Source organism: Streptomyces sp. NPDC029674 (genome assembly GCF_044903205.1).
In the GTDB taxonomy this organism is placed as follows: Bacteria; Actinomycetota; Actinomycetes; order Streptomycetales; family Streptomycetaceae; genus Streptomyces.
This window is the reverse complement of record NZ_JBJDPY010000009.1, coordinates 133018-154194: the sequence shown is the minus strand read 5'-3', so window position 1 is coordinate 154194 and position 21177 is coordinate 133018. Positions and strand designations below refer to the sequence as shown.

At 69.1% G+C, this 21177-nt stretch carries 18 protein-coding genes and 1 riboswitch; of the genes, 10 read left to right on the top strand and 8 right to left on the bottom strand.

Features of this window, described 5'->3' with window-relative positions; genetic code table 11:
- Positions 1-14: 14 nt before the first annotated feature.
- Positions 15-821 carry an SDR family oxidoreductase gene (locus ACI2L3_RS22615; RefSeq protein ID WP_404754180.1) on the top strand — a complete coding sequence of 269 codons (807 nt, stop codon included), beginning with the start codon at positions 15-17 and terminating at the stop codon, positions 819-821.
- 246 nt (positions 822-1067) lie between these two features.
- Positions 1068-1853 carry a glucosamine-6-phosphate deaminase gene (gene nagB, locus ACI2L3_RS22610; protein ID WP_404754179.1) on the top strand — a complete coding sequence of 262 codons (786 nt, stop codon included), beginning with the start codon at positions 1068-1070 and terminating at the stop codon, positions 1851-1853.
- A 106-nt stretch (positions 1854-1959) separates the two neighbouring features.
- Here nagB and ACI2L3_RS22605 read toward each other — a convergent pair whose 3' ends face one another.
- The 4 genes from ACI2L3_RS22605 to ACI2L3_RS22590 form a co-directional block, all read right to left on the bottom strand.
- Positions 1960-3468: a glycoside hydrolase family 3 protein gene (locus ACI2L3_RS22605; RefSeq protein ID WP_404754178.1), complete on the bottom strand. Its 1509-nt coding sequence runs from the start codon at positions 3466-3468 to the stop codon at positions 1960-1962.
- A gap of 6 nt (positions 3469-3474) precedes the next feature.
- Positions 3475-4305, bottom strand: a complete 831-nt coding sequence (locus ACI2L3_RS22600) for a carbohydrate ABC transporter permease (protein ID WP_404754177.1) — start codon at positions 4303-4305, stop codon at positions 3475-3477.
- Positions 4302-5291, bottom strand: coding sequence for a carbohydrate ABC transporter permease (locus ACI2L3_RS22595; protein ID WP_404754176.1), 990 nt, complete (start codon positions 5289-5291; stop codon positions 4302-4304). The genes ACI2L3_RS22600 and ACI2L3_RS22595 overlap by 4 nt, the downstream gene beginning before the upstream one ends.
- A gap of 95 nt (positions 5292-5386) precedes the next feature.
- Positions 5387-6661 (bottom strand): extracellular solute-binding protein, encoded by a 1275-nt coding sequence (locus ACI2L3_RS22590; protein ID WP_404754175.1) that lies wholly within the window; start codon positions 6659-6661, stop codon positions 5387-5389.
- A 288-nt stretch (positions 6662-6949) separates the two neighbouring features.
- Here ACI2L3_RS22590 and ACI2L3_RS22585 point away from each other — a divergent pair, with 288 nt between their 5' ends.
- The 8 genes from ACI2L3_RS22585 to ACI2L3_RS22550 all read left to right on the top strand — a co-directional run bounded on the left by ACI2L3_RS22585 (position 6950) and on the right by ACI2L3_RS22550 (position 16471).
- Complete coding sequence (locus tag ACI2L3_RS22585; protein WP_404754174.1) at positions 6950-7732, top strand: GntR family transcriptional regulator; 783 nt, start codon at positions 6950-6952, stop codon at positions 7730-7732.
- A 100-nt stretch (positions 7733-7832) separates the two neighbouring features.
- On the top strand, positions 7833-9947 hold the full coding sequence (locus ACI2L3_RS22580; protein ID WP_404754173.1) for a carbon starvation CstA family protein: 2115 nt from the start codon (positions 7833-7835) through the stop codon (positions 9945-9947).
- A complete protein-coding gene (locus tag ACI2L3_RS22575) occupies positions 9944-10141 on the top strand; it encodes a CstA-like transporter-associated (seleno)protein (RefSeq protein ID WP_404754172.1) in 198 nt (65 codons plus the stop codon). Before ACI2L3_RS22580 ends, ACI2L3_RS22575 begins: the two co-directional genes overlap by 4 nt.
- A gap of 121 nt (positions 10142-10262) precedes the next feature.
- On the top strand, positions 10263-10517 hold the full coding sequence (locus tag ACI2L3_RS22570; RefSeq protein WP_404754171.1) for a DUF3311 domain-containing protein: 255 nt from the start codon (positions 10263-10265) through the stop codon (positions 10515-10517).
- Entirely contained in the window at positions 10514-12142 is a 1629-nt protein-coding gene (gene mctP / locus ACI2L3_RS22565; protein WP_404754170.1) for a monocarboxylate uptake permease MctP, read from the top strand. The genes ACI2L3_RS22570 and mctP overlap by 4 nt, the downstream gene beginning before the upstream one ends.
- A 79-nt stretch (positions 12143-12221) precedes the next feature.
- Positions 12222-12722: a GNAT family N-acetyltransferase gene (locus ACI2L3_RS22560; RefSeq protein WP_404754169.1), complete on the top strand. Its 501-nt coding sequence runs from the start codon at positions 12222-12224 to the stop codon at positions 12720-12722.
- 48 nt (positions 12723-12770) lie between these two features.
- A riboswitch (cobalamin riboswitch) is annotated at positions 12771-12907 on the top strand.
- A 130-nt stretch (positions 12908-13037) separates the two neighbouring features.
- On the top strand, positions 13038-15449 hold the full coding sequence (locus tag ACI2L3_RS22555) for a ribonucleoside-diphosphate reductase subunit alpha (RefSeq protein ID WP_404754168.1): 2412 nt from the start codon (positions 13038-13040) through the stop codon (positions 15447-15449).
- Positions 15449-16471, top strand: coding sequence for a ribonucleotide-diphosphate reductase subunit beta (locus ACI2L3_RS22550; RefSeq protein WP_404754167.1), 1023 nt, complete (start codon positions 15449-15451; stop codon positions 16469-16471). Before ACI2L3_RS22555 ends, ACI2L3_RS22550 begins: the two co-directional genes overlap by 1 nt.
- A 67-nt stretch (positions 16472-16538) precedes the next feature.
- On the opposite strand, the gene ACI2L3_RS22545 is transcribed toward ACI2L3_RS22550, so the two are convergent.
- From ACI2L3_RS22545 to ACI2L3_RS22530, 4 genes are all read right to left on the bottom strand, one after another.
- Positions 16539-17915: a cytochrome P450 gene (locus tag ACI2L3_RS22545; protein WP_404754166.1), complete on the bottom strand. Its 1377-nt coding sequence runs from the start codon at positions 17913-17915 to the stop codon at positions 16539-16541.
- Entirely contained in the window at positions 17912-19036 is a 1125-nt protein-coding gene (cyc1, locus tag ACI2L3_RS22540; protein ID WP_404754165.1) for an epi-isozizaene synthase, read from the bottom strand. Before cyc1 ends, ACI2L3_RS22545 begins: the two co-directional genes overlap by 4 nt.
- Positions 19037-19350: 314 nt before the next feature.
- Positions 19351-20001, bottom strand: coding sequence for a peptide deformylase (gene def, locus ACI2L3_RS22535; protein WP_404754164.1), 651 nt, complete (start codon positions 19999-20001; stop codon positions 19351-19353).
- 63 nt (positions 20002-20064) lie between these two features.
- On the bottom strand, positions 20065-21045 hold the full coding sequence (locus ACI2L3_RS22530) for a tetratricopeptide repeat protein (RefSeq protein ID WP_404754163.1): 981 nt from the start codon (positions 21043-21045) through the stop codon (positions 20065-20067).
- Between the last annotated feature and the right edge of the window lie 132 nt (positions 21046-21177).

The following is a 21177-nucleotide window of genomic DNA, read 5'->3' as shown; positions in this document are numbered from 1 at the left end:
AGGGGGCGCCTGACATGGGTGCGTTCGAGGGAACCGAGCAGCGGGACGAGCAGGGGACCGAGCAGGGGAATCAGCGGGGCAGGCTCGCGGGGAAGACGGCGCTGGTCACCGGCGGCAGCCGCGGCATCGGGCGGGGCATCGCCGAGCGCCTCGGCCGGGACGGGGCGCGGGTCGCCGTGCACTATGGCAGCAACGAGGTGGCGGCGAAGGAGACCGTGGCGGCGATCGAGGCCGCGGGCGGCTCGGCCTTCGCTTTCGGCGCGGAGCTGGGGGTGCCCGGTGACGCCGAGGCGCTCTGGTCGGAGTTCGACCGGCACGCGGACGGCCTGGACATCCTGGTGAACAACGCGGGCATCGGCCTGTACAGCCACGTGGCAGAGGTCCAGGAAGCGGATTACGACCGCGTGTTCGCCGTCAACACCAAGGCGCTGTTCTTCGTCGTCCAGAAGGGGCTCGACCGGCTGCGCGACGGCGGACGGATCATCAACATCTCGTCGGGCGTCACGCGCATCGCCTTCCCGATCACCGTGGCGTACTCGATGACGAAGGGCGCGGTGAACGTGCTGACCCACACCCTGGCCCAGGAGCTCGGCCCGCGGGGGATCACGGTCAACGCGGTCGCGCCCGGCATCATCCAGACGGAAATGATGGACGGCATCCCCGAGGCGCAGCGGTCGGAGATGGCCGGGTACTCGGCCTTCGACCGCATAGGCCAGCCCGCCGACGTGGCGGACATCGTCTCCTTCGTGGCGTCGGACGACGCGCGCTGGATCACCGGCCAGTACATCGACGCGACGGGAGGGTCGGTGCTGGGGGTGTGACGGGGGTTGGTCCGCGATGGGCTGCCGTAACGCCGACCGCTCGACGGGCGGACGCGGGACGGAGAGCCGAGCATGGACCGGAGACCCGAGACCGGCGGCCGGGGACCGGAGCCCGGGGACCGGGGCCCGGAACCGGACCGCAGGAACCGCAGGAATCGGCTGTTCCGGCGGTGCGGTTCCAGGCAGCTCTGCTAGATTGGTCTATACCACCAGTCGGTATCACCACTCCAGATCGGCAGGCCCAGCGTGGAAGTTGTCATCGTCCCGGACGCCAAGGCAGGCGGCGAGCTCATAGCGGAGGCCATGGCCGCCCTGGTGCGCCGTAAGCCTGACGCCCTGCTCGGTGTCGCCACCGGATCCACCCCGCTGCCCATCTACGAAGCGCTGGCCGCCAAGGTCGCGGCCGGGTCCGTGGATGCCTCGCGGGCGCGCATCTGCCAGCTCGACGAGTACGTGGGGCTGCCGCCGGGGCACCCCGAGTCGTACCGGTCCGTGGTGCTGCGCGAGGTCGTCGAGCCGCTCGGGCTGAGCGAGGCCTCCTTCATGGGGCCGGACGGCAGCGCCGAGGACGTGCAGGCGGCATGTGTGGCGTACGACAAGGCGCTCGCCGAGGCCGGAGGGGTGGATCTGCAACTGCTCGGGATCGGCACGGACGGGCACATCGGGTTCAACGAGCCGTGTTCGTCGCTCGCGTCCCGGACGCGGATCAAGACGCTGACGGAGCAGACGCGGGTGGACAACGCGCGCTTCTTCGACGGGGACATCGAGCAGGTTCCGCACCACGTCATCACCCAGGGCATCGGGACCATCCTGGAGGCGAGGCACCTGGTGCTGCTCGCCACGGGTGAGGGCAAGGCGGACGCGGTGGCCGCGACGGTGGAGGGGCCGGTCGCCTCGGTCGTGCCCGCCTCGGCGCTGCAGCTGCACCCGCACGCCACGGTCGTGGTGGACGAGGCCGCGGCATCGAAGCTGAAGCTGGCGGAGTACTTCCGGCACACGTACGCGAACAAGCCGGACTGGCAGGGGCTGTAGCAGCACCCGCAAGGGGCCGTACAAGCACCCACAGGCAAGCACCCGCAAAGCACGTAGAAGGGGCGCCCCCATCCGGGGCGCCCCTTCTACGTGCCTTGCGGATGGATCAGCCCGTGGTGACGGCCTCCGCCGCCGCCTCGCCGCAGACCCGGGCCGCGCCGCGTGTGGCGACGTGGAGGGCGCCGGTCGGGGTGGACTGGGGGACGCCCATCTCCACGACGACCGTGTCCGGGCGGGACGAGACGAGGGTTTTCAGGGCGTCCGCCATCCACACGTGGCGGTGTGCGTCGCGGACCACGGCGACGATGCGGCGCTGCCCCGCTGCCGCGAGGGCCTGCTCGCCGGCGCCGTCGCCGGAGAAGGTGCCGGATGCCGTGCCGGGGAAGCGGCGCGTCAGTTCGGCGGTGACGCCCCAGGGGGTCTCGTCGCCGACCGCGATGTTGGGGAGGGGGGAGAAGGTGGCGACGTAGGGCGCCTCGGTGACCGGGGCCGCGTAGGTCTCGCCGCGGGTGACCGTCAGTGCGCGGCGGGCCGCGACCAGGCCGATGCCGGAGTCGGGGGCGCTGCCCGGACGCCCGTCCGCGCCCGGCGCCTTCGACGACGCGGCCCAGCCCGCGAGTGCCCGCACGCGGTCGGCCGCGTCGGCGAGCCGTTCCTCGGACAGTTCGCCCGAGCGCACCGCCGCGACGAAGGCGTCCCGCAGCCGCAGCACGGTGCCCTCGTCCGAGGGCCCGCCACCCGTGCAGATCGCGTCGGCGCCGGCGGCGATGGCGAGGACGCAGCCGCGCTCGAAGCCGTACGTACCGGCGATGGCCTGCATGTCCATGCCGTCGGTGACGATGAGGCCGTCGTAGCCGAACTCCTCGCGGAGCAGGCCGGTCAGGATGCGGCGGGAGAGGGTGCCGGGGTTGTCCGGGTCCAGGGCCGGGGCCAGCACGTGGGCGCTCATCACGGCCCGGGTGCCGGCGGCGATGGCGGCGCGGAACGGTGCCAGGTCGCGGGAGTTCAGCACGTCCCGGTCGACGTCGATGACCGGCACGGAGTGGTGCGAGTCGATCGCCGTGTCGCCGTGGCCCGGGAAGTGCTTGGCGGAGGTGGCGACGCCGGACGACTGCATGCCCTCGACGTAGGCGGCCGTGTGCCGGGCCACCAGGTCGGGGTCCGAGCCGAAGGAGCGTACGCCGATGACGGGGTTGTCGGGGTTGGCGTTGACGTCTGCCGACGGCGCCCAGTTGAAGTTGATGCCGCAGGCGGCGAGGCGGCGGCCGAGGTCGGCGGCGACCTCGCGAGTCAGCGTCGTGTCGTCGACGGCGCCGAGTGCGTGGTTGCCCGGGTAGGAGGAGCCGGTGCGCACCTCCAGGCGGGTGACGTCGCCGCTCTCCTCGTCGATGGCGATCAGGAGGTCGTCGCGCTCGGCACGCAGCTGCGCGGTGAGCGCGGCGACCTGCTCGGCGGTGCGCACGTTGCGGCCGAAGAGGCTGACGGAGGCGAGGCCTTCGCCGATCCGGTGGCGCACCCAGTCCGGCACGGTGGCGGTGCCGTCGAAGCCGGGCTGCAGGACTGCGAGGGCGTTGCGGGTGAGCGTGTCACCGGCGTGCGTCGTGAGAGTCGTCATCAGGCGTTATCCCTTCACTGCGCCGTCGGTGAGGCCGCTGACGGCCCTGCGCTGCAGGAAGACGAAGAGGATCAGGATCGGGATGGCGAAGAGGGAGGCCGCCGCCATCGTGGCGCCCCAGTCGTCGCCGAAGGCGGTCTGGAAGCTGGACAGCCAGATCGGCAGCGTCCTGGCGTCCGCTTCCTTGTTGAGCACGAGGGCCAGCGGGAACTCGTTCCAGGCGGTGATGAAGCCGAAGAGCGAGGTCGACATGAGGCCCGGCGCGAGCAGCGGCAGGATGACGCGGCGGAAGGCCTGCATGCGCGTGCAGCCGTCGACCATGGCGGACTCCTCCAGCTCCTTCGGCACCGCGGCGACGAAGCCGCGGAGCGTGAGGAGGGTGAAGGGCAGGATCATCACCATGTAGAACAGGGTCAGCGGGATCAGGCTGTTCAGCATGTCCGCGTCGCGCACGATGATGTAGATCGCGATGACCATGACTTCCCAGGGCGCCATCTGCGCCAGCATGAAGCCGATGATGAACCCGCGCCGCCCCTTGAAGCGCATCCGGGCGAGGGCGAACGCCGCGGTCACGCCGATGATGAGGGAGAAGACGACGGCGAGGATCGTCACGGTGAGGGAGTTGCCGACCATGGTCCAGAAGTGGTCGACGTCCATCGCCGTCTTGAAGTGCTCGAGGGTGGCGTCGGTCGGGAACCAGACCGGGTCCTCGGCGATGATGTCGCCGGTCGGCTTGAAGGCCGTCGCGAACATCCAGTAGACGGGGAAGACGGAGAGGACGAAGAGAACGACGGCGGTCAGGTTGGGCCAGAGCCGGCCCATCAGCGAGCGCTTCACAGCTCGTCCTCCTCTTGCTTGAGCACGATCCGCAGGTAGTACGAGGTGATGGCCAGCAGGATGACGATGGTGAGCATCGCGATCGCGGCACCCATGCCGAAGTGCTGGTTGCCCATGCCCTCGATGTAGGCGTAGACGGGGAGGATCTCGGTGAGCCGGTCGGGCCCGCCCTCGTTGAGCGTGAAGACCTGCACGAACGCCTTGAAGACCCAGATGATCTCCAGGAACGTCGTGGCGTAGAGGAAGGGCCGCAGATACGGCAGCGTCACCTGGGTGAACTGCTTCCAGGCACCGGCACCGTCCAGGGAAGCGGCCTCGTACAGCTCTTTGGGGATGGTCGTCGTGGCGGCGTACAGGTTGATCGCCACGAAGGGGATCGACTGCCAGACGATCAGGAGAAGCACCACGAAGAAGGTCGAGTACTGCGTGGCCAGCCAGTCGTGGTCGGCCATCGACTCGAAGCCGATCTTGGCGAGCACCCAGTTGACGACGCCGAAGCGCTGCGCGAACAGCCACTGGTAGACCGTGGTCGACGCGACGACGGGCATGGCCCAGGCCAGCACCAGCCCGATCATGAGGAACGTCCGCATCTTCCGGCCGAGCCGCGCGAGCAGCAGTCCGACCAGCATGCCGAGGATCATGATCAGGACGACGTTGACGGCGGTGAAGACGACCGAGCGTCCCACGACCCGCCAGAAGTCCTCGCCGGTGAGGACGTCCTTGTAGTTGTCGAATCCGTTCCACTCGGTCAAGTGCAGAATGAACTGCCGCATGTTGAGGTTCTGGAACGACAGGATCCCGTTGTTGACCAGTGGCCAGCCGAGCAGCAGCAGGGTGCCGATGATCGCGGGGGCAAGAAGCAGATAGGGCGTGAGGCCGGCGAGACGTCCCCGGGACTTGCGGGGGCCTTCTGGCCGTGGCCCGCCACCCGGTGTCTGCACCTCCGTCGGGCCGGAGGGCGGCCGTTCGGTCTTCTGCACGGTCATGCTCGCCATCTCTTTCGTGGGCATAGCGGTACGCAGAGGTGTGCCGGGGGCGGCGAGGGCGTGTCACCCGCCGCCCCCGGCGAGAGGGGGTGGTCTTACTGCTTCTGCGACAGGCGCTTGTTGAGCTCGCCCTCGACCTGCTTGGCGGCGGCTTCGGGCGACTTACCGTTGAGCACCGCGGTCATGTAGTTCTTGATCGGGTTCGGCGGGTTCTCGACCGCGCCCCACTCCGGGATCAGCGGCGTGATGCCGCCGCCGGGGGTGGCGGGGGACATGGCCTTGGCGGCCGGGTTGCCCGCGAGGAAGGACTCCAGCGACTTCTTGTTCGGGATGACGCCGCCTTCCTTGGCGAACTGGCCCTCGAACTTGTCGCTCAGCGCGATCTTCAGGAACTCCTTGGCGAGCTCCTGCTTCTTGCTGGTCGCGGCGATGGCGAGGTTGGAGCCGCCGAGGAAGACACCCTCGGGCTTGTCCGCGGTGGCACCCGGGATCGTGAAGTAGCCGATGTCCTTCTCGATCTTCTTGTCGGCCTTGATGGCCAGGGCGGCCTCCCACGGCATGGCGATCATCGTGGCGGTCTTGCCCTTGCCGAAGACCTCGCCCTGCTGCGGGGTGGCCTCGTCCTTGTTCTTGGGGGCCTTGGAGAGCTTCTGGAACTCCTGGTACGTCTTCATGGCCTTGACGACCTTCGGGTCGTCCAGGTTGGAGACGTACTTGTCGCCGTCCTTCTTGACCAGCTCGGCGCCCTCACCGATGGTCAGGCCGACGAAGTGGTACCAGAACTGGCCGGGCATGTAGATCGGCTCGGCGTCGGTCTTCTCGCCGATCTGCTTGAGGTTCTTGAGGAACTCGGCGCGCGTCTTGGGGGTCTTCTTGATGCCGGCGTCGGCCCAGATCTTCTTGTTGTAGATCACGACGCGGTTGAGGACGAACCACGGGGCGGCGTACTGCTTGCCGTCGACGACCGAGGCCTTGTTCATCGACTCGGTCCAGTCGGCGCCGATGGACTCCTTGAGGTCGCCGAGTTCGGCGAGGCCGCCCGTCTTGGCGTACGCGGCGGTCTGGGTGTTGCCGATCTCGAAGACGTCCGGCGGGTTCTCCTCGGAGAGGGCGGTGGTCAGCTTCTGCTGGATGCCGTTCCACTGCTGGACTTCGAACTTCAGCTTCGCGCCGGTCTTCTTCTCGAAGGCCGCCGTGACGTCCTTCTGCCACTTGTCCGGCGTGGAACCGTCCATCGCCCAGAGCGTCAGGGTCTCCCCCTTGAAGCCGTCGGCCCCGCCGGACTTCTTGTCGCCGTCGTCACTGCCGCAGGCCGCGACCGAGACCAACATGCCCGCGACACCGATGGCCGCTATGAGCTTGCGCTTCACGTTCACCCTCCTCAAGGGATGCCAGTCAACCCCCCACCCGCAGCGACCGAATGGACCGAGATCTGCCCGTGGGACTGGAACCTGGTCTTTAATGGTGTAGACCAGTACGGGGGAGCTTGGCCTAGACCTTTAGGGGTGTCAAGGGTGTATAAGAAGGGCTGTCGCGTCCGTTATCGGACCGACACCTGAGCAGGCAGAGTCGGGTCGGCCCGTACCGTGCCACGATGTGAGCCGCGACAGACGGAGGAGCCGGTGACGGCAGCAGCACAGGAGCCGGGAAGGCGGAGCATGGGCACCGAAGCGGGCAGTACCGGGACCGATGTGGGCGCGCCCCCGGAGAGCCCGAGCGTCGGCCGCACCGCGCGCGTGCCCAAGTACTACCGCCTGAAGCGGCACTTGCTGGACATGACGGAGACGCTGCCGCCCGGCACCCCCGTCCCCCCGGAGCGCACGCTCGCCGCCGAGTTCGACACCTCCCGTACGACGGTCCGCCAGGCCCTCCAGGAGCTGGTCGTCGAGGGCCGGCTCGAGCGGATCCAGGGCAAGGGCACGTTCGTCGCCAAGCCGAAGGTGTCGCAGGCCCTGCAACTCACCTCGTACACGGAGGACATGCGGGCCCAGGGCCTGGAGCCGACCTCGCAGCTCCTCGACATCGGCTACATCACCGCCGACGACACCCTCGCGGGCCTGCTCGACATAAGCGCCGGCGGCCGCGTCCTGCGCATCGAGCGGCTGCGGCTCGCCAACGGCGAGGCGATGGCCATCGAGACCACCCACCTGTCGGCGAAGCGCTTCCCCGCCCTGCGCCGCTCCCTGGTCAAGTACACCTCCCTCTACACGGCGCTCGCCGAGGTGTACGACGTGCACCTCGCGGAGGCCGAGGAGACCATCGAGACCTCCCTCGCCACCCCGCGCGAGGCCGGCCTGCTCGGCACCGACGTCGGCCTGCCGATGCTGCTCCTCTCCCGTCACTCGCAGGACGGAAACGGCCGGCCGGTGGAGTGGGTGCGCTCCGTCTACCGCGGCGACCGGTACAAGTTCGTCGCCCGCCTCAAGAGACCCACGGACTGACCGCACACCCGGGGGTCTGGCGCGGATCACCTCCCTGCCCTAGGTTCCTCCCGTCATCGCACGATGAACGTCATCGCAAGATGAGCGGGAGGACGACCCGGTGCGCAGAGCGAACCCTCGATCCATCGTCATCTGGTCCCTCGTCGCGCTGGTCGGCGCCACGGGCTGGACCGTCCTGGCACTCGCCCGCGACGAGGAGGTGTCGGCCGCCTGGATGGTGGCGGCGGCCCTCGGCACGTACGCCATCGCGTACCGCTTCTACTCGAAGTTCATCGCGTACAAAGTCCTCAAGGTCGACAGGACCCGCGCCACCCCGGCCGAGCGGCTCGACAACGGCATCGACTTCCATCCGACCGACCGGCGCGTGCTGCTCGGCCACCACTTCGCGGCGATCGCGGGCGCGGGGCCGCTGGTGGGCCCGGTCCTCGCCGCCCAGATGGGGTATCTGCCGGGCACCATCTGGATCATCGTCGGCGTGATCTTCGCGGGCGCCGTGCAGGACATGGTCGTGCTGTTCTTCTCGACGCGGCGCGACGGCAAGTCGCTCGGGCAGATGGCGCGCGAGGAGATCGGCCCGTTCGGGGGCGCCGCCGCGCTGCTCGCCACCTTCGCCATCATGATCATCCTGCTCGGGGTGCTCGCGCTGGTCATCGTCAACGCGCTCGCCGAGTCGCCGTGGGGCACCTTCTCCATCGCGATGACCATTCCGATCGCCCTGCTGATGGGCTTCTACCTGCGAGTACTGCGCCCCGGCCGGGTCAGCGAGGTCTCGCTGATCGGCATCGCGCTGCTGCTGCTCGCACTCGTCGGCGGGCGCTGGGTCGCCGAGTCGTCCCTCGCGGACACCTTCACGCTGGCACCCTCGACGCTGGTCATCTGGCTGGTGGCGTACGGATTCGTCGCCTCGATCCTGCCGGTGTGGATGCTGCTCGCGCCGCGCGACTATCTCTCCACCTTCATGAAGATCGGCACCATCGTCCTGCTCGCGCTCGGCGTCGTGGTCACGCTGCCCACGCTGAAGATGGACCCGGTGACCGACTTCGCCTCGCGCGGCGACGGGCCCGTATTCGCGGGCTCGCTCTTCCCCTTCGTCTTCATCACCATCGCCTGCGGGGCGCTCTCCGGCTTCCACGCGCTGATCTCCTCGGGCACGACGCCGAAGATGATCCAGAAGGAGACGCAGGTCCGGATGATCGGCTACGGCTCCATGCTGATGGAGTCGTCCGTCGCGGTCATGGCGCTCGTCGCGGCCTCGATCATCGACCCGGGCCTGTACTTCGCGATGAACGCGCCGGCGGGCGTCGTCGGCGACACCGTCCAGGAGGCGTCGAAGGCCGTCGCGGGCTTCGGGTACTCCATCTCGCCGGCCGAACTGGCGCAGGCCGCCAAGAACGTCGAGGAGTCCTCGCTGCTCTCCCGCACCGGCGGCGCGCCCACGCTCGCGGTCGGCGTCTCGGAGATCTTCTCGAAGGTCACCGGCGGCTCGATGCGCGCCTTCTGGTACCACTTCGCGATCATGTTTGAGGCGCTCTTCATCCTGACCGCGCTGGACGCGGGCACGCGCGTGGGCCGCTTCATGCTGCAGGACATGCTCGGGAACGTCTACAAGCCCTTCAAGAGGGTGAGTTGGAAACCTGGACTCATCATCACGAGCGCCCTCGTCACCGGTCTGTGGGGATACTTCCTCTGGGTGGGCGTGCACGAGCCGCTCGGCGGGATCAACCAGCTCTTCCCGATCTTCGGCATCGCCAACCAGCTCCTCGCGGCCGTCGCCCTCGCCGTCTGCACCACGCTGCTCGTCAAGTCCGGGCGCCTCAAGTGGGCCTGGATCACCGGCGTTCCGCTCGCCTGGGACGCGACGGTGACGCTCACCGCGAGCTGGCAGAAGGTGTTCTCCAGCGACCCGCGCGTCGGCTTCTTCCAGCAGCGCGCGAACTACCAGGACGCCATCGACGAGGGCAAGATCCTGCCGCCCGCCAAGACCATGGACGACATGCACACCGTCGTCACCAACTCCACGGTGGACGGCGTCCTTTCGGCGACCCTCGCCCTGCTCATCGTCATCGTGATCGTGGACGCGGCCCGCGTGTGCGTCCGGCACGTCCGCAACCCCGCAGCCTCGCGGCTGAGCGAAGCGCCGTACGTGGAGTCGAAGTTGGCCGCGCCGGCCGGGCTCTTCGCGACCGCGGAGGAGAAGCGGGAGCTCACCCCATGACGTGGGTGTTGCGAGGGCTGCGGTGGATTCGCTGGTACGCACGGGAGTTGACGGACGAGTCGGCGTACGACCGCTATGTGGCTCATTTGCGAAGGGACCATCCGGCCGCAGCCGTCCCCAGCCGCCGCGCATTTGAGCGCATGCGGACAGACCAACAGGAGTCGGACCCGCGACAGGGCTTCCGCTGCTGCTGAGCAGGCACATCGACGGTCCGGTGACTCGTCCGTTATCCGGACAGGGGTTCCATAGATCAAGACTCTCGCTTAGATTTCCCGCACGTTAAGCACGGGATAAGTGAGGGAACGGAGCCGCGCTATGTCAGATGCGCCGGAAGTGAACAGACCGGTCGTCACGCCGGTCCGCGTGGTCATCGCCGTCTGCCTTGTCGCGCCCTTCGTGGCGATGCTGTGGGTGAGCTCCTACGCCAAGATCGAGCCGACCTTCATCGGCATCCCGTTCTTCTACTGGTACCAGATGCTGTGGGTGCTCATCTCCACGGTGCTCACGATGATCGCGTACAAGCTGTGGCAGCGTGACCAGCGCGCCCGCAAGGAAGAGGCGCGGTCATGAACGACGGAGTCAACGGCGTCGCACTCGCCGTCTTCATCTTCTTCTTCCTCGCGGTCACGGTCATGGGCTTCCTGGCCGCCCGCTGGCGCAAGGCCGAGAACGACCAGAGCCTGGACGAATGGGGCCTCGGCGGCCGCTCGTTCGGCACCTGGGTCACCTGGTTCCTGCTCGGCGGCGACCTCTACACCGCGTACACCTTCGTGGCCGTCCCCGCGGCGATCTACGCGGCGGGCGCGGCCGGCTTCTTCGCCGTGCCGTACACGATCCTCGTCTACCCGCTGATCTTCACCTTCCTGCCGCGCCTGTGGTCCGTCTCGCACAAGCACGGCTATGTGACCACCTCCGACTTCGTGCGCGGACGCTTCGGCTCCAAGGGGCTCTCGCTGGCGGTCGCGGTCACCGGCATCCTCGCCACGATGCCGTACATCGCGCTCCAACTGGTCGGCATCCAGGCCGTTCTCGACGTCATGGGCATCGGCGGCGGGCCCGACACCAACTGGTTCATCAAGGACCTGCCGCTGCTGATCGCGTTCGCGGTGCTCGCCGCGTACACCTACTCGTCGGGGTTGCGCGCGCCCGCGCTGATCGCGTTCGTGAAGGACGGCCTGATCTACCTCGTCATCGTCGTCGCGATCATCTACATCCCGATCAAGCTCGGCGGCTTCGACGACGTCTTCGCCAAGGCGGGCGACGCCTTCTCGCAGACCAACCCGGCGACCGACAAGCCGCGCGGCGCGCTCGCGCCGCCGGAGGCCGGTCAGTGGACGTACGCGACGCTGGCGCTCGGCTCGGCCCTCGCGCTCTTCATGTACCCGCACTCGATCACGGCGACGCTCTCCTCCAAGAGCCGCAACGTGATCCGCCGCAACACCACGATCCTGCCCCTGTACTCCCTGATGCTGGGCCTGCTCGCGCTGCTCGGCTTCATGGCGATCGCGGCCGGGGTCAAGGTCGACAACGGCCAGCTCGCGATCCCGCAGCTCTTCGAGGACATGTTCCCCGACTGGTTCACGGGCGTCGCCTTCGCGGCGATCGGCATCGGCGCGCTCGTGCCGGCCGCCATCATGTCCATCGCGGCCGCGAACCTCTTCACCCGGAACATCTACAAGGACTTCCTCAAGCCCGACGCGACGCCCGAGCAGGAGACCAAGGTCTCCAAGCTGGTCTCGCTCATGGTGAAGGTGGGCGCCCTCGTCTTCGTCCTCGGCATGGACAAGACCGTGGCGATCAACTTCCAGCTGCTCGGCGGCATCTGGATCCTGCAGACGATGCCCGCGCTGGTCGGCGGCCTGTTCACCCGGTGGTTCCACCGCTGGGCGCTGCTCGCGGGCTGGGCGGTCGGCATGGTCTACGGCACGCTCGCCGCGTACGGCGTCGCCTCGCCCACGCAGAAGCACTTCGGTGGCTCCTCCGACACGATCCCGGGCATCGGCGAGATCGGCTACATCGGTCTCACCGCGTTCGTCCTGAACGTCGTCGTGACCGTGGTCCTCACCTTCGTCCTGAAGGCGCTGAAGGCCCCCGAGGGCATCGACGAGACGTCGCCGGAGGACTACACGGCGGACGCGGGCGACCCCGGCGTCGTACAGGAACTCCCGAAGGCGACGGCGGGCGCCGGACACTGAACACCGCTCCCCCGCACGTGACATGGGCCGCCGGAAAACCGGCGGCCCATCGTCGTACTCCTGTTGCACACTTCGCCCCATGGACTTCACGATCACCATCAGAGGGGCGCACCCCGAGGAGTACGAGGCGCTCGGCGACCTCACCGCGCAGGCCTATCTCGACGGCGGACACCTGGACTTCGGGGCGGACGACCCCTATCTCGCGGTGCTGCGCGACGTGCCGTCGCGGGCGGCGGCGGCCGAGGTCCTGGTGGCCGCGGCGGACGGGAAGATACTCGGCTGCGTCACCTATGTGCCGGCCGGCGGCCCGATGGCCGACATCGCGCGGGACGGCGAGGCGGAGATCCGCATGCTGGCCGTCTCCCCCGGGACGCGCGGCCGGGGCGTGGGCGAGACGCTCGTACGGGAGTGCGTGCGGCGCGCCGCGGAGGCGGGTCGCGGCGCGCTCGTCCTGTCCACGCAGACGTCCATGCACGCCGCCCACCGGCTGTACGAGCGCCTCGGTTTCGTGCGGACGCCCGAGCGCGACTGGAGGCCGATCGAGACGGTGCCGCTGCTGGCGTACGCGCTGAAGCTCTAGCCGCAAGCCCCCTGGGCCGACACAAGATGTGGGCCCGCTTCAGGAGCGCGGCACAAGATGTATGCTCGTGCTCGCTGTCGCCGCAGGGGAATCCGGTGCAAGTCCGGAACTGTCCCGCAACGGTAGACGTGTACGCATTTGTCGTACGCGGAGTCCGAAGACCTGCCGGCAGTGCACCCGAGCCGTCCGGCCCGGGTGCCGACCGTCCGGGCCTCGTGGAATGGGCCGGTGGACGCGGTACGCCGCCCTGCCCGGGTGCGCCCGTGTGTGCCATCCCCTCCCCCAGGCCCAGAGCCGAGCGAGGGAGAGCTCCACGTGACCATCGCGCCTGCCGAACCTGCGTCAGCGCGGGCACCGCAGCCCACCGACAGCACCGAGGGTGCCGAAGGCACCGACGGACCGGGTGCCGTACTGCTGCGCACCCTGACCGACCTCACCGCCGACCTCCCCGACACCGACCCCGGCCGGGTCGCCGCCGCGGCGCTGCGGGGCCGGTCGGCCCGGGCCGACGAGGCGGAGCTGCGGGAGCTGGCGACCGAGGCGGCCGCGGGGCTCATCTCCGAGGACCCGGCGTACTCCCGGCTCGCCGCGCGGCTGCTCAGCCTCTCCATCGCCACCGAGGCCGCGTCGCAGGGCGTGCGCTCCTTCACCGAGTCGATCGCCGTCGGCCACCGCGAGGGCCTGATCGCCGACCGCACGGCGTCCTTCGTGACGGAGCACGCGGCCCGGCTCGACGCGCTCGTGGACGCCGCGCTCGCCGACGGCGCCGACTTCCGCTTCGGCTACTTCGGCCTGCGCACCCTGCACAGCCGCTATCTGCTGCGCCACCCCATCACCCGGCAGGTCATCGAGACGCCGCAGCACTTCATGCTGCGCGTCGCGAGCGGCCTCGCCGAGGATGGGAGCGCCCGCGCCGTCGACGAAGTCGCCGCGCTCTACGGCCTGATGAGCCGCCTGGACTACCTGCCGTCCTCGCCGACGCTCTTCAACTCCGGCACCCGCCACCCGCAGATGTCGTCCTGCTACCTCCTCGACTCCCCGCTGGACGAGCTCGACTCGATCTACGACCGCTACCACCAGGTCGCGCGGCTCTCGAAGCACGCGGGCGGCATCGGCCTCTCGTACTCCCGGATCCGCTCCCGGGGTTCGCTGATCCGCGGCACGAACGGGCACTCCAACGGCATCGTGCCGTTCCTGAAGACGCTGGACGCCTCGGTCGCCGCCGTGAACCAGGGCGGGCGGCGCAAGGGCGCGGCCGCGGTCTACCTGGAGACGTGGCACTCCGACATCGAGGAGTTCCTGGAGCTGCGCGACAACACGGGTGAGGACCAGCGGCGCACGCACAACCTCAACCTCGCGCACTGGATCCCCGACGAGTTCATGCGCCGGGTCGCCGCCGACCAGCCGTGGTCGCTGTTCTCGCCGTCCGACGTGCCCGAGCTCGTCGACCTGTGGGGCGAGGAGTTCGACGCCGCGTACCGGAAGGCGGAGGCCGCCGGGCTCGCGAAGAAGACGATGTCGGCCCGCGACCTGTACGGCCGCATGATGCGCACCCTCGCGCAGACCGGCAACGGCTGGATGACGTTCAAGGACGCCGCCAACCGCACCGCCAACCAGACCGCCGAGCCCGGCCACACCGTGCACTCCTCGAACCTCTGCACGGAGATCCTGGAGGTGACGGACGACGGGGAGACCGCCGTCTGCAACCTGGGGTCCGTGAACCTCGGCGCCTTCGTACGCGACGGGGACATCGACTGGGAGCGGCTCGACGACACCGTCCGCACCGCCGTCACCTTCCTCGACCGCGTCGTCGACATCAACTTCTACCCGACCGAGCAGGCCGGCCGCTCCAACGCCAAGTGGCGTCCGGTGGGCCTCGGCGCGATGGGCCTCCAGGACGTCTTCTTCCAGCTGAAGCTGGACTTCGACTCCCCCGAGGCGCGCGCGCTCTCCACCCGGATCGCCGAGCGGATCATGCTCGCCGCGTACGAGGCGTCCGCGGACCTGGCCGAACGGAACGGTCCGCTCCCGGCCTGGGAGAAGACCCGCACCGCGCGCGGCGTCCTGCACCCCGACCACTACGGCGTCGAGCTGACCTGGCCGGAGCGGTGGGCGGCGCTGCGCGCACGTATCGCCGCCACCGGCATGCGCAACTCGCTGCTGCTCGCCATCGCGCCGACCGCGACCATCGCCTCCATCGCCGGTGTCTACGAGTGCATCGAGCCGCAGGTCTCCAACCTCTTCAAGCGCGAGACGCTGTCCGGTGAGTTCCTCCAGGTCAACGCCTATCTCGTGGAGGAGCTGAAGCGGCTGGGCGTCTGGGACGCGAAGACCCGGGAGGCGCTGCGCGAGGCCAACGGCTCGGTGCAGGGCTTCGACTGGATCCCCGAGGACGTCCGCGCGCTGTACCGCACGGCGTGGGAGATCCCGCAGCGCGGCCTGATCGACATGGCCGCCGCCCGCACCCCGTTCCTCGACCAGGCGCAGTCGCTCAACCTCTTCCTGGAGACGCCGACCATCGGCAAGCTCTCCTCGATGTACGCGTACGCCTGGCAGCGGGGCCTGAAGACCACGTACTACCTGCGCTCGCGCCCCGCGACGCGCATCGCCCGCGCGGCCGGCGGCTCCGGCGCCGCGGCCACCGCCCCCGTCCCCGCGCAGGTCACGGCCGAAGACGCCGTCGCCTGCTCCCTGGAAAACCCCGAGTCCTGCGAGGCCTGCCAGTAATGAGCTCCACCACGAACAGCGAGAAGAACCTCCTCGACCCGGGCTTCGAGCTGACCCTGCGCCCCATGCGCTACCCGGACTTCTACGAGCGCTACCGGGACGCGATCAAGAACACCTGGACCGTCGAGGAGGTCGACCTCCACTCGGACGTCGCCGACCTGGCGAAGATGACGCCCGAGGAGCAGCACCTGATCGGCCGGCTCGTCGCGTTCTTCGCGACCGGCGACTCGATCGTCTCGAACAACCTGGTCCTGACGCTCTACAAGCACATCAACTCCCCCGAGGCGCGCCTTTACCTGAGCCGACAGCTCTTCGAGGAGGCCGTGCACGTCCAGTTCTATCTGACGCTGCTCGACACCTACCTGCCCGACCCGGAGGACCGGGCCGCCGCGTTCGACGCGGTGGAGGAGATCCCCTCCATCCGCGAGAAGGCGCAGTTCTGCTTCAAGTGGATGGACTCGGTCGAGAAGCTGGACCGGCTGGAGACGCAGTCCGACCGCCGCCGCTTCCTGCTCAACCTCATCTGCTTCGCGGCATGCATCGAGGGCCTCTTCTTCTACGGTGCCTTCGCGTACGTCTACTGGTTCCGCAGCCGCGGTCTGCTGCACGGTCTGGCGACCGGCACCAACTGGGTGTTCCGTGACGAGACGATGCACATGAGCTTCGCCTTCGACGTGGTCGACACCGTCCGCAAGGAGGAGCCCGAGCTCTTCGATGACGCGCTCCAGACGCAGGTCACGGACATGCTGAAGGAGGCCGTCGAGGCCGAGCTGCAGTTCGCCCGCGATCTGTGCGGCGACGGTCTGCCGGGCATGAACACCGACTCGATGCGCGAGTACCTGGAGTGCGTCGCAGACCAGCGGCTGCAGCGCCTCGGCTTCGCGCCGGTCTACGGCTCTGAGAACCCCTTCTCCTTCATGGAGCTGCAGGGCGTGCAGGAGCTGACCAATTTCTTCGAGCGGCGGCCTTCGGCGTACCAGGTCGCGGTCGAGGGGTCGGTCTCCTTCGACGACGAGTTCTAGCCCTGGCGCGCGGCGCCTGCGGTGTGCCCGCCCCGCCCTTCGCCGGGCGGGGCGGGCACCCGTGTGTTCAGCGCGGCATGGCCCGCAGGACGAGCCGCTTCGGGTGCAGGGTGATGCCGACCCGGGTGCGGGCGTCCGTCTCCTCGACCGGCGCCAGGTGCCATTTCGGCGCCACGGTCCCCAGGATCAGGGCGAGTTCGGCCAGGCTGAAGTGGTCGCCGGGGCACTTCCGGTTGCCGACGCTGAACGGCATCATCGCGAACTCCGGCACGGCACCGGCGCGTTCCGGTATCCAGCGGTCGGGGTCGAAGTCGAGGTGCCGCTCGAAGGAACGCGGGTCGCGCTGCATCGCGTACACGCTGTAGACGATGTCCGCGTCGGCCGGAATCGAATAGCCGCCCAGTTCGGTTTCGGCCACGGACCGGCGCGTGAATATCCAGGCGGCCGGCCGTATCCGCATCGCCTCGGTGACGACATTGCGGGTGTACGGCAGGTCCTTGAGATCGGCGAATGTGATCGCGCGATCCGGGGCCACGGAATTTACCTCTTCAACCAACCGCCTTTCCTGCTCGGGGTGTTCGGTGAGCAGCTGGAACGTCCACGCCAGCGTCGACGCGACATTCTCGGCGCCCGCCACCACGAGGGATACCACGTTGTCGTGGATCTCCTGGTCGGCTATGGGCGCCCCGGTTTCGTCCGTGGCCCGCAGCAATTGCGCGAGCAGGTCGTCGGGTCCGCCGGGGCCGGCCGCGCGGCGCTCCGCGACGATCTCGTCGACGAGCGCGTGCAGATCGGCGAGCGCCCTCTCGAAGCGCCGGTTGGCGGGGGTCGGCACGCGGTGGAGCGGCCCGACCGAGAGCACCATCCGGCGGTAGAGGCCCTCGAAGACGGTGTGCAGCGAGTCGGCGATGCGGTCCGCCTTCTCCGCGATCGAGTCGACCTCCAGGAGGGAGCGCGAGACGATGCGCACGGCGGTGCGGAACATCTCCGCGCCCACGTCGACCGTGGCGCCGGGCTGCCAGCGGGCCGCCGTGGCGCGCGCCTCCTCCTCCATCACCTTGGCGTAGTCCGCGATCCGCTCGGGCCGGAACGCGGGCTGCATCATGCGCCGCTGGCGCCGGTGCAGCTTGCCGTTGCTGGTCGCCACGCCCTTGCCGAGGAGCACCTCCAGGGTGTCCCAGAGCGGTCCGCCGACGACGTACTCGGGGTTCTTGAGCATGGCGCCGACCAGTTGCGGATCGCACACCACGTACGCCGTCCGGGGTCCCAGCCTGATCCGTACGAGGTCGCCGTGATCGCGCAGTGCCGAGAGGAAGCCGAGCGGGTCGCGCACCAGGTTCCAGGCGTGGCCGAGCACCGGGGCTCCGCCGCGGACGAGGGGCGGGGTGCGCAGCGTCCCCGGTCCGGACGCGGAGGGGGCGGGTATTGCGGATTCGACGCTCATTCCTCACCTACCAGTTCGTTTTCCGCCAGGGCTTCTTCCGTCACATACGGGGGCATGGACCTGTCGTCCCAGCTGTCCACCCGATAGCGGCCGGATTCGTGATGGAACCAGTACACGGAAGAGAACCAGTTCCGCATGTTGAAGACGCAGGATTTCACCGCGTCCGCGAGTTCCCCGCCGTTCTCGCCGTCGTCCGCCAATTCTTCCGCGAACAGGAGAACTTCCCGTTCGGCTTCGATGAAATCTGTGACGCATTGACCGACGCGCCTGTGAACTTCGCGCACCGCCTCTTCGAGCCGCATTCCCTCGTGCTGGATGAGGCTGATCCCGAGATTGTGCAGTTCGTCTCCGGCGAGCTCTTTCGGGAGTGAGCACAGGTCGTTGTACCAGGCCGAGAAGTCCTGGGTCGCCAGCGCCGCCCGCCGGTATGCGGGGTGTCTGCGCACGGTGCTCGGCAGCTCGTACCGGGCGGTGGGTTCCAGGAGGTCGATCCACGCCCAGTGCGCGAATGTGAGGCGGCGCAGCTCGATGTACGCCTCCACCGTCGGCACGGTGCCGAAGCGGCGGTTGCGGAACTCCTGGTCGTACGCGTCGATCACCGGGTGGAAGTGCCGGGCGAACCGGGCGTTCCAGCTGGGCCCCAGGAAGGAGTACAGGCGGAGGACGCAGTCCGCGAACCCCGCGACCAAGGGGTCCTTGTGGTGCAGGTACTGCCGGGGGTCGTCGAGGGTGCCGTGCAGGCCGCGGCAGAGCCGCCGCCACCGGGCCGTCCTGCCGTGCACCGAGTCCCGGTCGTGCCGGTCGTCCCAGGCGAAGAACCAGCTGCTGAGGTCCGCTATCGCGGTGAGCAACTCGTCGGGGGCGCCAATGTAGTAGCCGGCGACGAGATCCGTGTAGCAGAGGCTGTCCGCGTACCGCTCGACCTTGTCCGGGGGCATGAGCCGCATTTCGCGCAGCCAGGTCCTGGACTTCTCCTGAAGCTTTGGCCAATACGGATGCAGACGGCGAGGGAACGTCGCTTCGATCACCGGAAGAGCCAGTGCCGGCGGCACCGATACCGCCGATGAGTGTGGCCGTGTGTGTGGGTGTGTCTGTGAAGTGCTTCCGGAATATGCAGGCACGAACTAACCCCTTTCAGCCGCCCTGAGGACACACGCCCCTCCCGCCGTGCCGGGCGCGCGCCGTTGCGTATCCCCGCGCTTTCCATTCAGCACCACAACTGACCGTTCAGGGAACAGATTTGCGCCATTCACTACCCCCCAGTGCCGAGAACATCCACGTACGTGACTGAATATGGATCACTGGCAGCCTGTTCTGCTCGCACAAGCGAGCGGCTCATGCCCGTGCATGCCAACGGCCCCTGGTCACGGGGTACTTCCCGGACCAGGGGCCGCTCGTGTCACGCGGTTCCCGCACCTCTCAGGCGGCGCGTGCGTCAGTCATTCGCCACCACGGGGTAGCGCGGGGTGCCCTCTTCCATCTGGCGCAGTGCGTCCTTGCGCTCCCGCTTGGAGAGGCGGTCGATGTACAGGTACCCGTACAGGTGGTCCGTCTCGTGCTGCAGGCAGCGCGCGAAGTAGCCCGTGCCGCGCACCTTGATCGGGTTGCCCTTCTCGTCCTGCCCGGTCACCTCGGCGTAGTCCGGGCGGGCCAGCGGCGCGTAGGCGGTGGGGACGGAGAGGCAGCCCTCGCCCGAGTCGTCGAGGCTGCGCCGGTCGGCGGGCAGGTCCTGGAGCACCGGGTTGCAGACCACGCCGACGTGGCGCACGCCGTCGTCGTCCATGCAGTCGTAGACGAAGACCTTCAGGTCGACGCCGACCTGGTTGGCGGCCACGCCCACGCCCTGCGCGACGCGCTGGGTCGCGAACATGTCGTCGATCAGCTTCGCGAGATCGTCGTCGAAGGACGTGACGTCCTTGCACTCCTTGTGCAGCACCGGGTTGCCGACGACGGTGATCGGCCGGGACGTACCGCGCTCGCGGTAGGCCGTCTCCCGCTCCTCGCAGTCCTCCGTGTCGATGACGAAGCCCTCGTCGTCGACGGGGAGCACCCCGCCGGAAGCCTGCTGCTCAGTGTCCTGCGCCATGTCCGCCGTACGCCTTCCTTGAAACCCTCAAGAGTTTGTGCCGGTACAGCCTACGGCGAAGTGTCAGCAGACCTCTTCGAGATCCCGCCAGTCACGGGAATCCGGGCTGTCCGCCACCCAGCCGTCGAGCAGTCCGCGCACGAGCCCCGCGGGCGCCGCGAGGCCGCACTCCCGCTCCGGCACCCACAGGGCGCCCGGACTGCGGTGGCCGAGCGGACCCGGGTGGCCCGGCTCACTGTGGTCGTGCGGGTCCAGGTGCTCGCCGTCGCCCTCGTCGCTCGGCATCCGCGACTCCGAACACATCCTGCAGAGCAGCCGCACGGAGGACGACCAGTCCTCGGCGGCGAAGCCCGCGTCGGCCGCGAGCCGCTCCAGGGCGTCCCTGTCGTCCTCGGTGGCGGCCTCCAGGAGGACCACCCAGGTCGGCACGGGCGAGGGCGCCCACAGCTCGATCTCGTCGAACACGGGGTACGAGTGCCCGGCCGCCGTCGTCCGCTCGCCGTGCGGCACGCCGTCGTGCAGCACGACCTCGCCCCAGCGGCGCCCGGAGGAGGGCAGCGGAATGGACAGCACCTCCATGCGGGCGGGGTCGAGCCGCCGCCCCCACACGACCTCGGCCTCGCCCTCCGGGGAGAGCCGCACGGCCGCGCTGCCGAGCTCCATGCCCGTGGGCTCGCCCGACGCGGCGACTCCGCCCGGCACCCGCAGGCCGTACGCCTGCCAGGCGCGGCGGGCCAGCGGCCAGTCCTGGAGCGCGGTCGCCGCGATGCCGACGTTCCACCAGTCGGGCGCGCCCGCGGAGCGGTCCAACAGCGCGACGGCGCGCAGCCCGGCCGCCCGTGCCTGCTCCCAGTCGTGCCGGAACTTGTGCAGCAGCGCCAGGTTGAACCAGGACTCGGACAGCCAGGGTTCGAGATCCGCCGCGCGCGTGAGCAGTGCCCCCGCGTCCTCGTACCGGCCGTCGCCGATCAGCGTGAACGCGCGGTCGGTCGCCTGCCGCCATGAGGCGGAGGGCCGGTGCCGTCCCTTGCCGAAGATCCTCACGATTCCCGCCTGATTCCCGCCTGCCACGTAATTGGTAGGTCACATCTCGTCGGGGCGCAGTGCCGGGGTCGTCGCCCCCGTGCACCCTCTTCTTCGCATCCAACCACGTACGGTCGGACAGCCGCTCATTAC

Bases quoted from the DNA above. Each gene is read 5' to 3' on its own strand.
- ACI2L3_RS22615 (WP_404754180.1), top strand. From the start codon at position 15: ATGGGTGCGTTCGAGGGAACCGAGCAGCGGGACGAGCAGGGGACCGAG.
- ACI2L3_RS22605 (WP_404754178.1), bottom strand. From the start codon at position 3,468: ATGACGACTCTCACGACGCACGCCGGTGACACGCTCACCCGCAACGCC.
- ACI2L3_RS22595 (WP_404754176.1), bottom strand. From the start codon at position 5,291: ATGACCGTGCAGAAGACCGAACGGCCGCCCTCCGGCCCGACGGAGGTG.
- ACI2L3_RS22585 (WP_404754174.1), top strand. From the start codon at position 6,950: ATGGGCACCGAAGCGGGCAGTACCGGGACCGATGTGGGCGCGCCCCCG.
- ACI2L3_RS22575 (WP_404754172.1), top strand. From the start codon at position 9,944: ATGACGTGGGTGTTGCGAGGGCTGCGGTGGATTCGCTGGTACGCACGG.
- ACI2L3_RS22570 (WP_404754171.1), top strand. From the start codon at position 10,263: ATGTCAGATGCGCCGGAAGTGAACAGACCGGTCGTCACGCCGGTCCGC.
- mctP (WP_404754170.1), top strand. From the start codon at position 10,514: ATGAACGACGGAGTCAACGGCGTCGCACTCGCCGTCTTCATCTTCTTC.
- ACI2L3_RS22560 (WP_404754169.1), top strand. From the start codon at position 12,222: ATGGACTTCACGATCACCATCAGAGGGGCGCACCCCGAGGAGTACGAG.
- ACI2L3_RS22550 (WP_404754167.1), top strand. From the start codon at position 15,449: ATGAGCTCCACCACGAACAGCGAGAAGAACCTCCTCGACCCGGGCTTC.
- ACI2L3_RS22545 (WP_404754166.1), bottom strand. From the start codon at position 17,915: ATGAGCGTCGAATCCGCAATACCCGCCCCCTCCGCGTCCGGACCGGGG.
- def (WP_404754164.1), bottom strand. From the start codon at position 20,001: ATGGCGCAGGACACTGAGCAGCAGGCTTCCGGCGGGGTGCTCCCCGTC.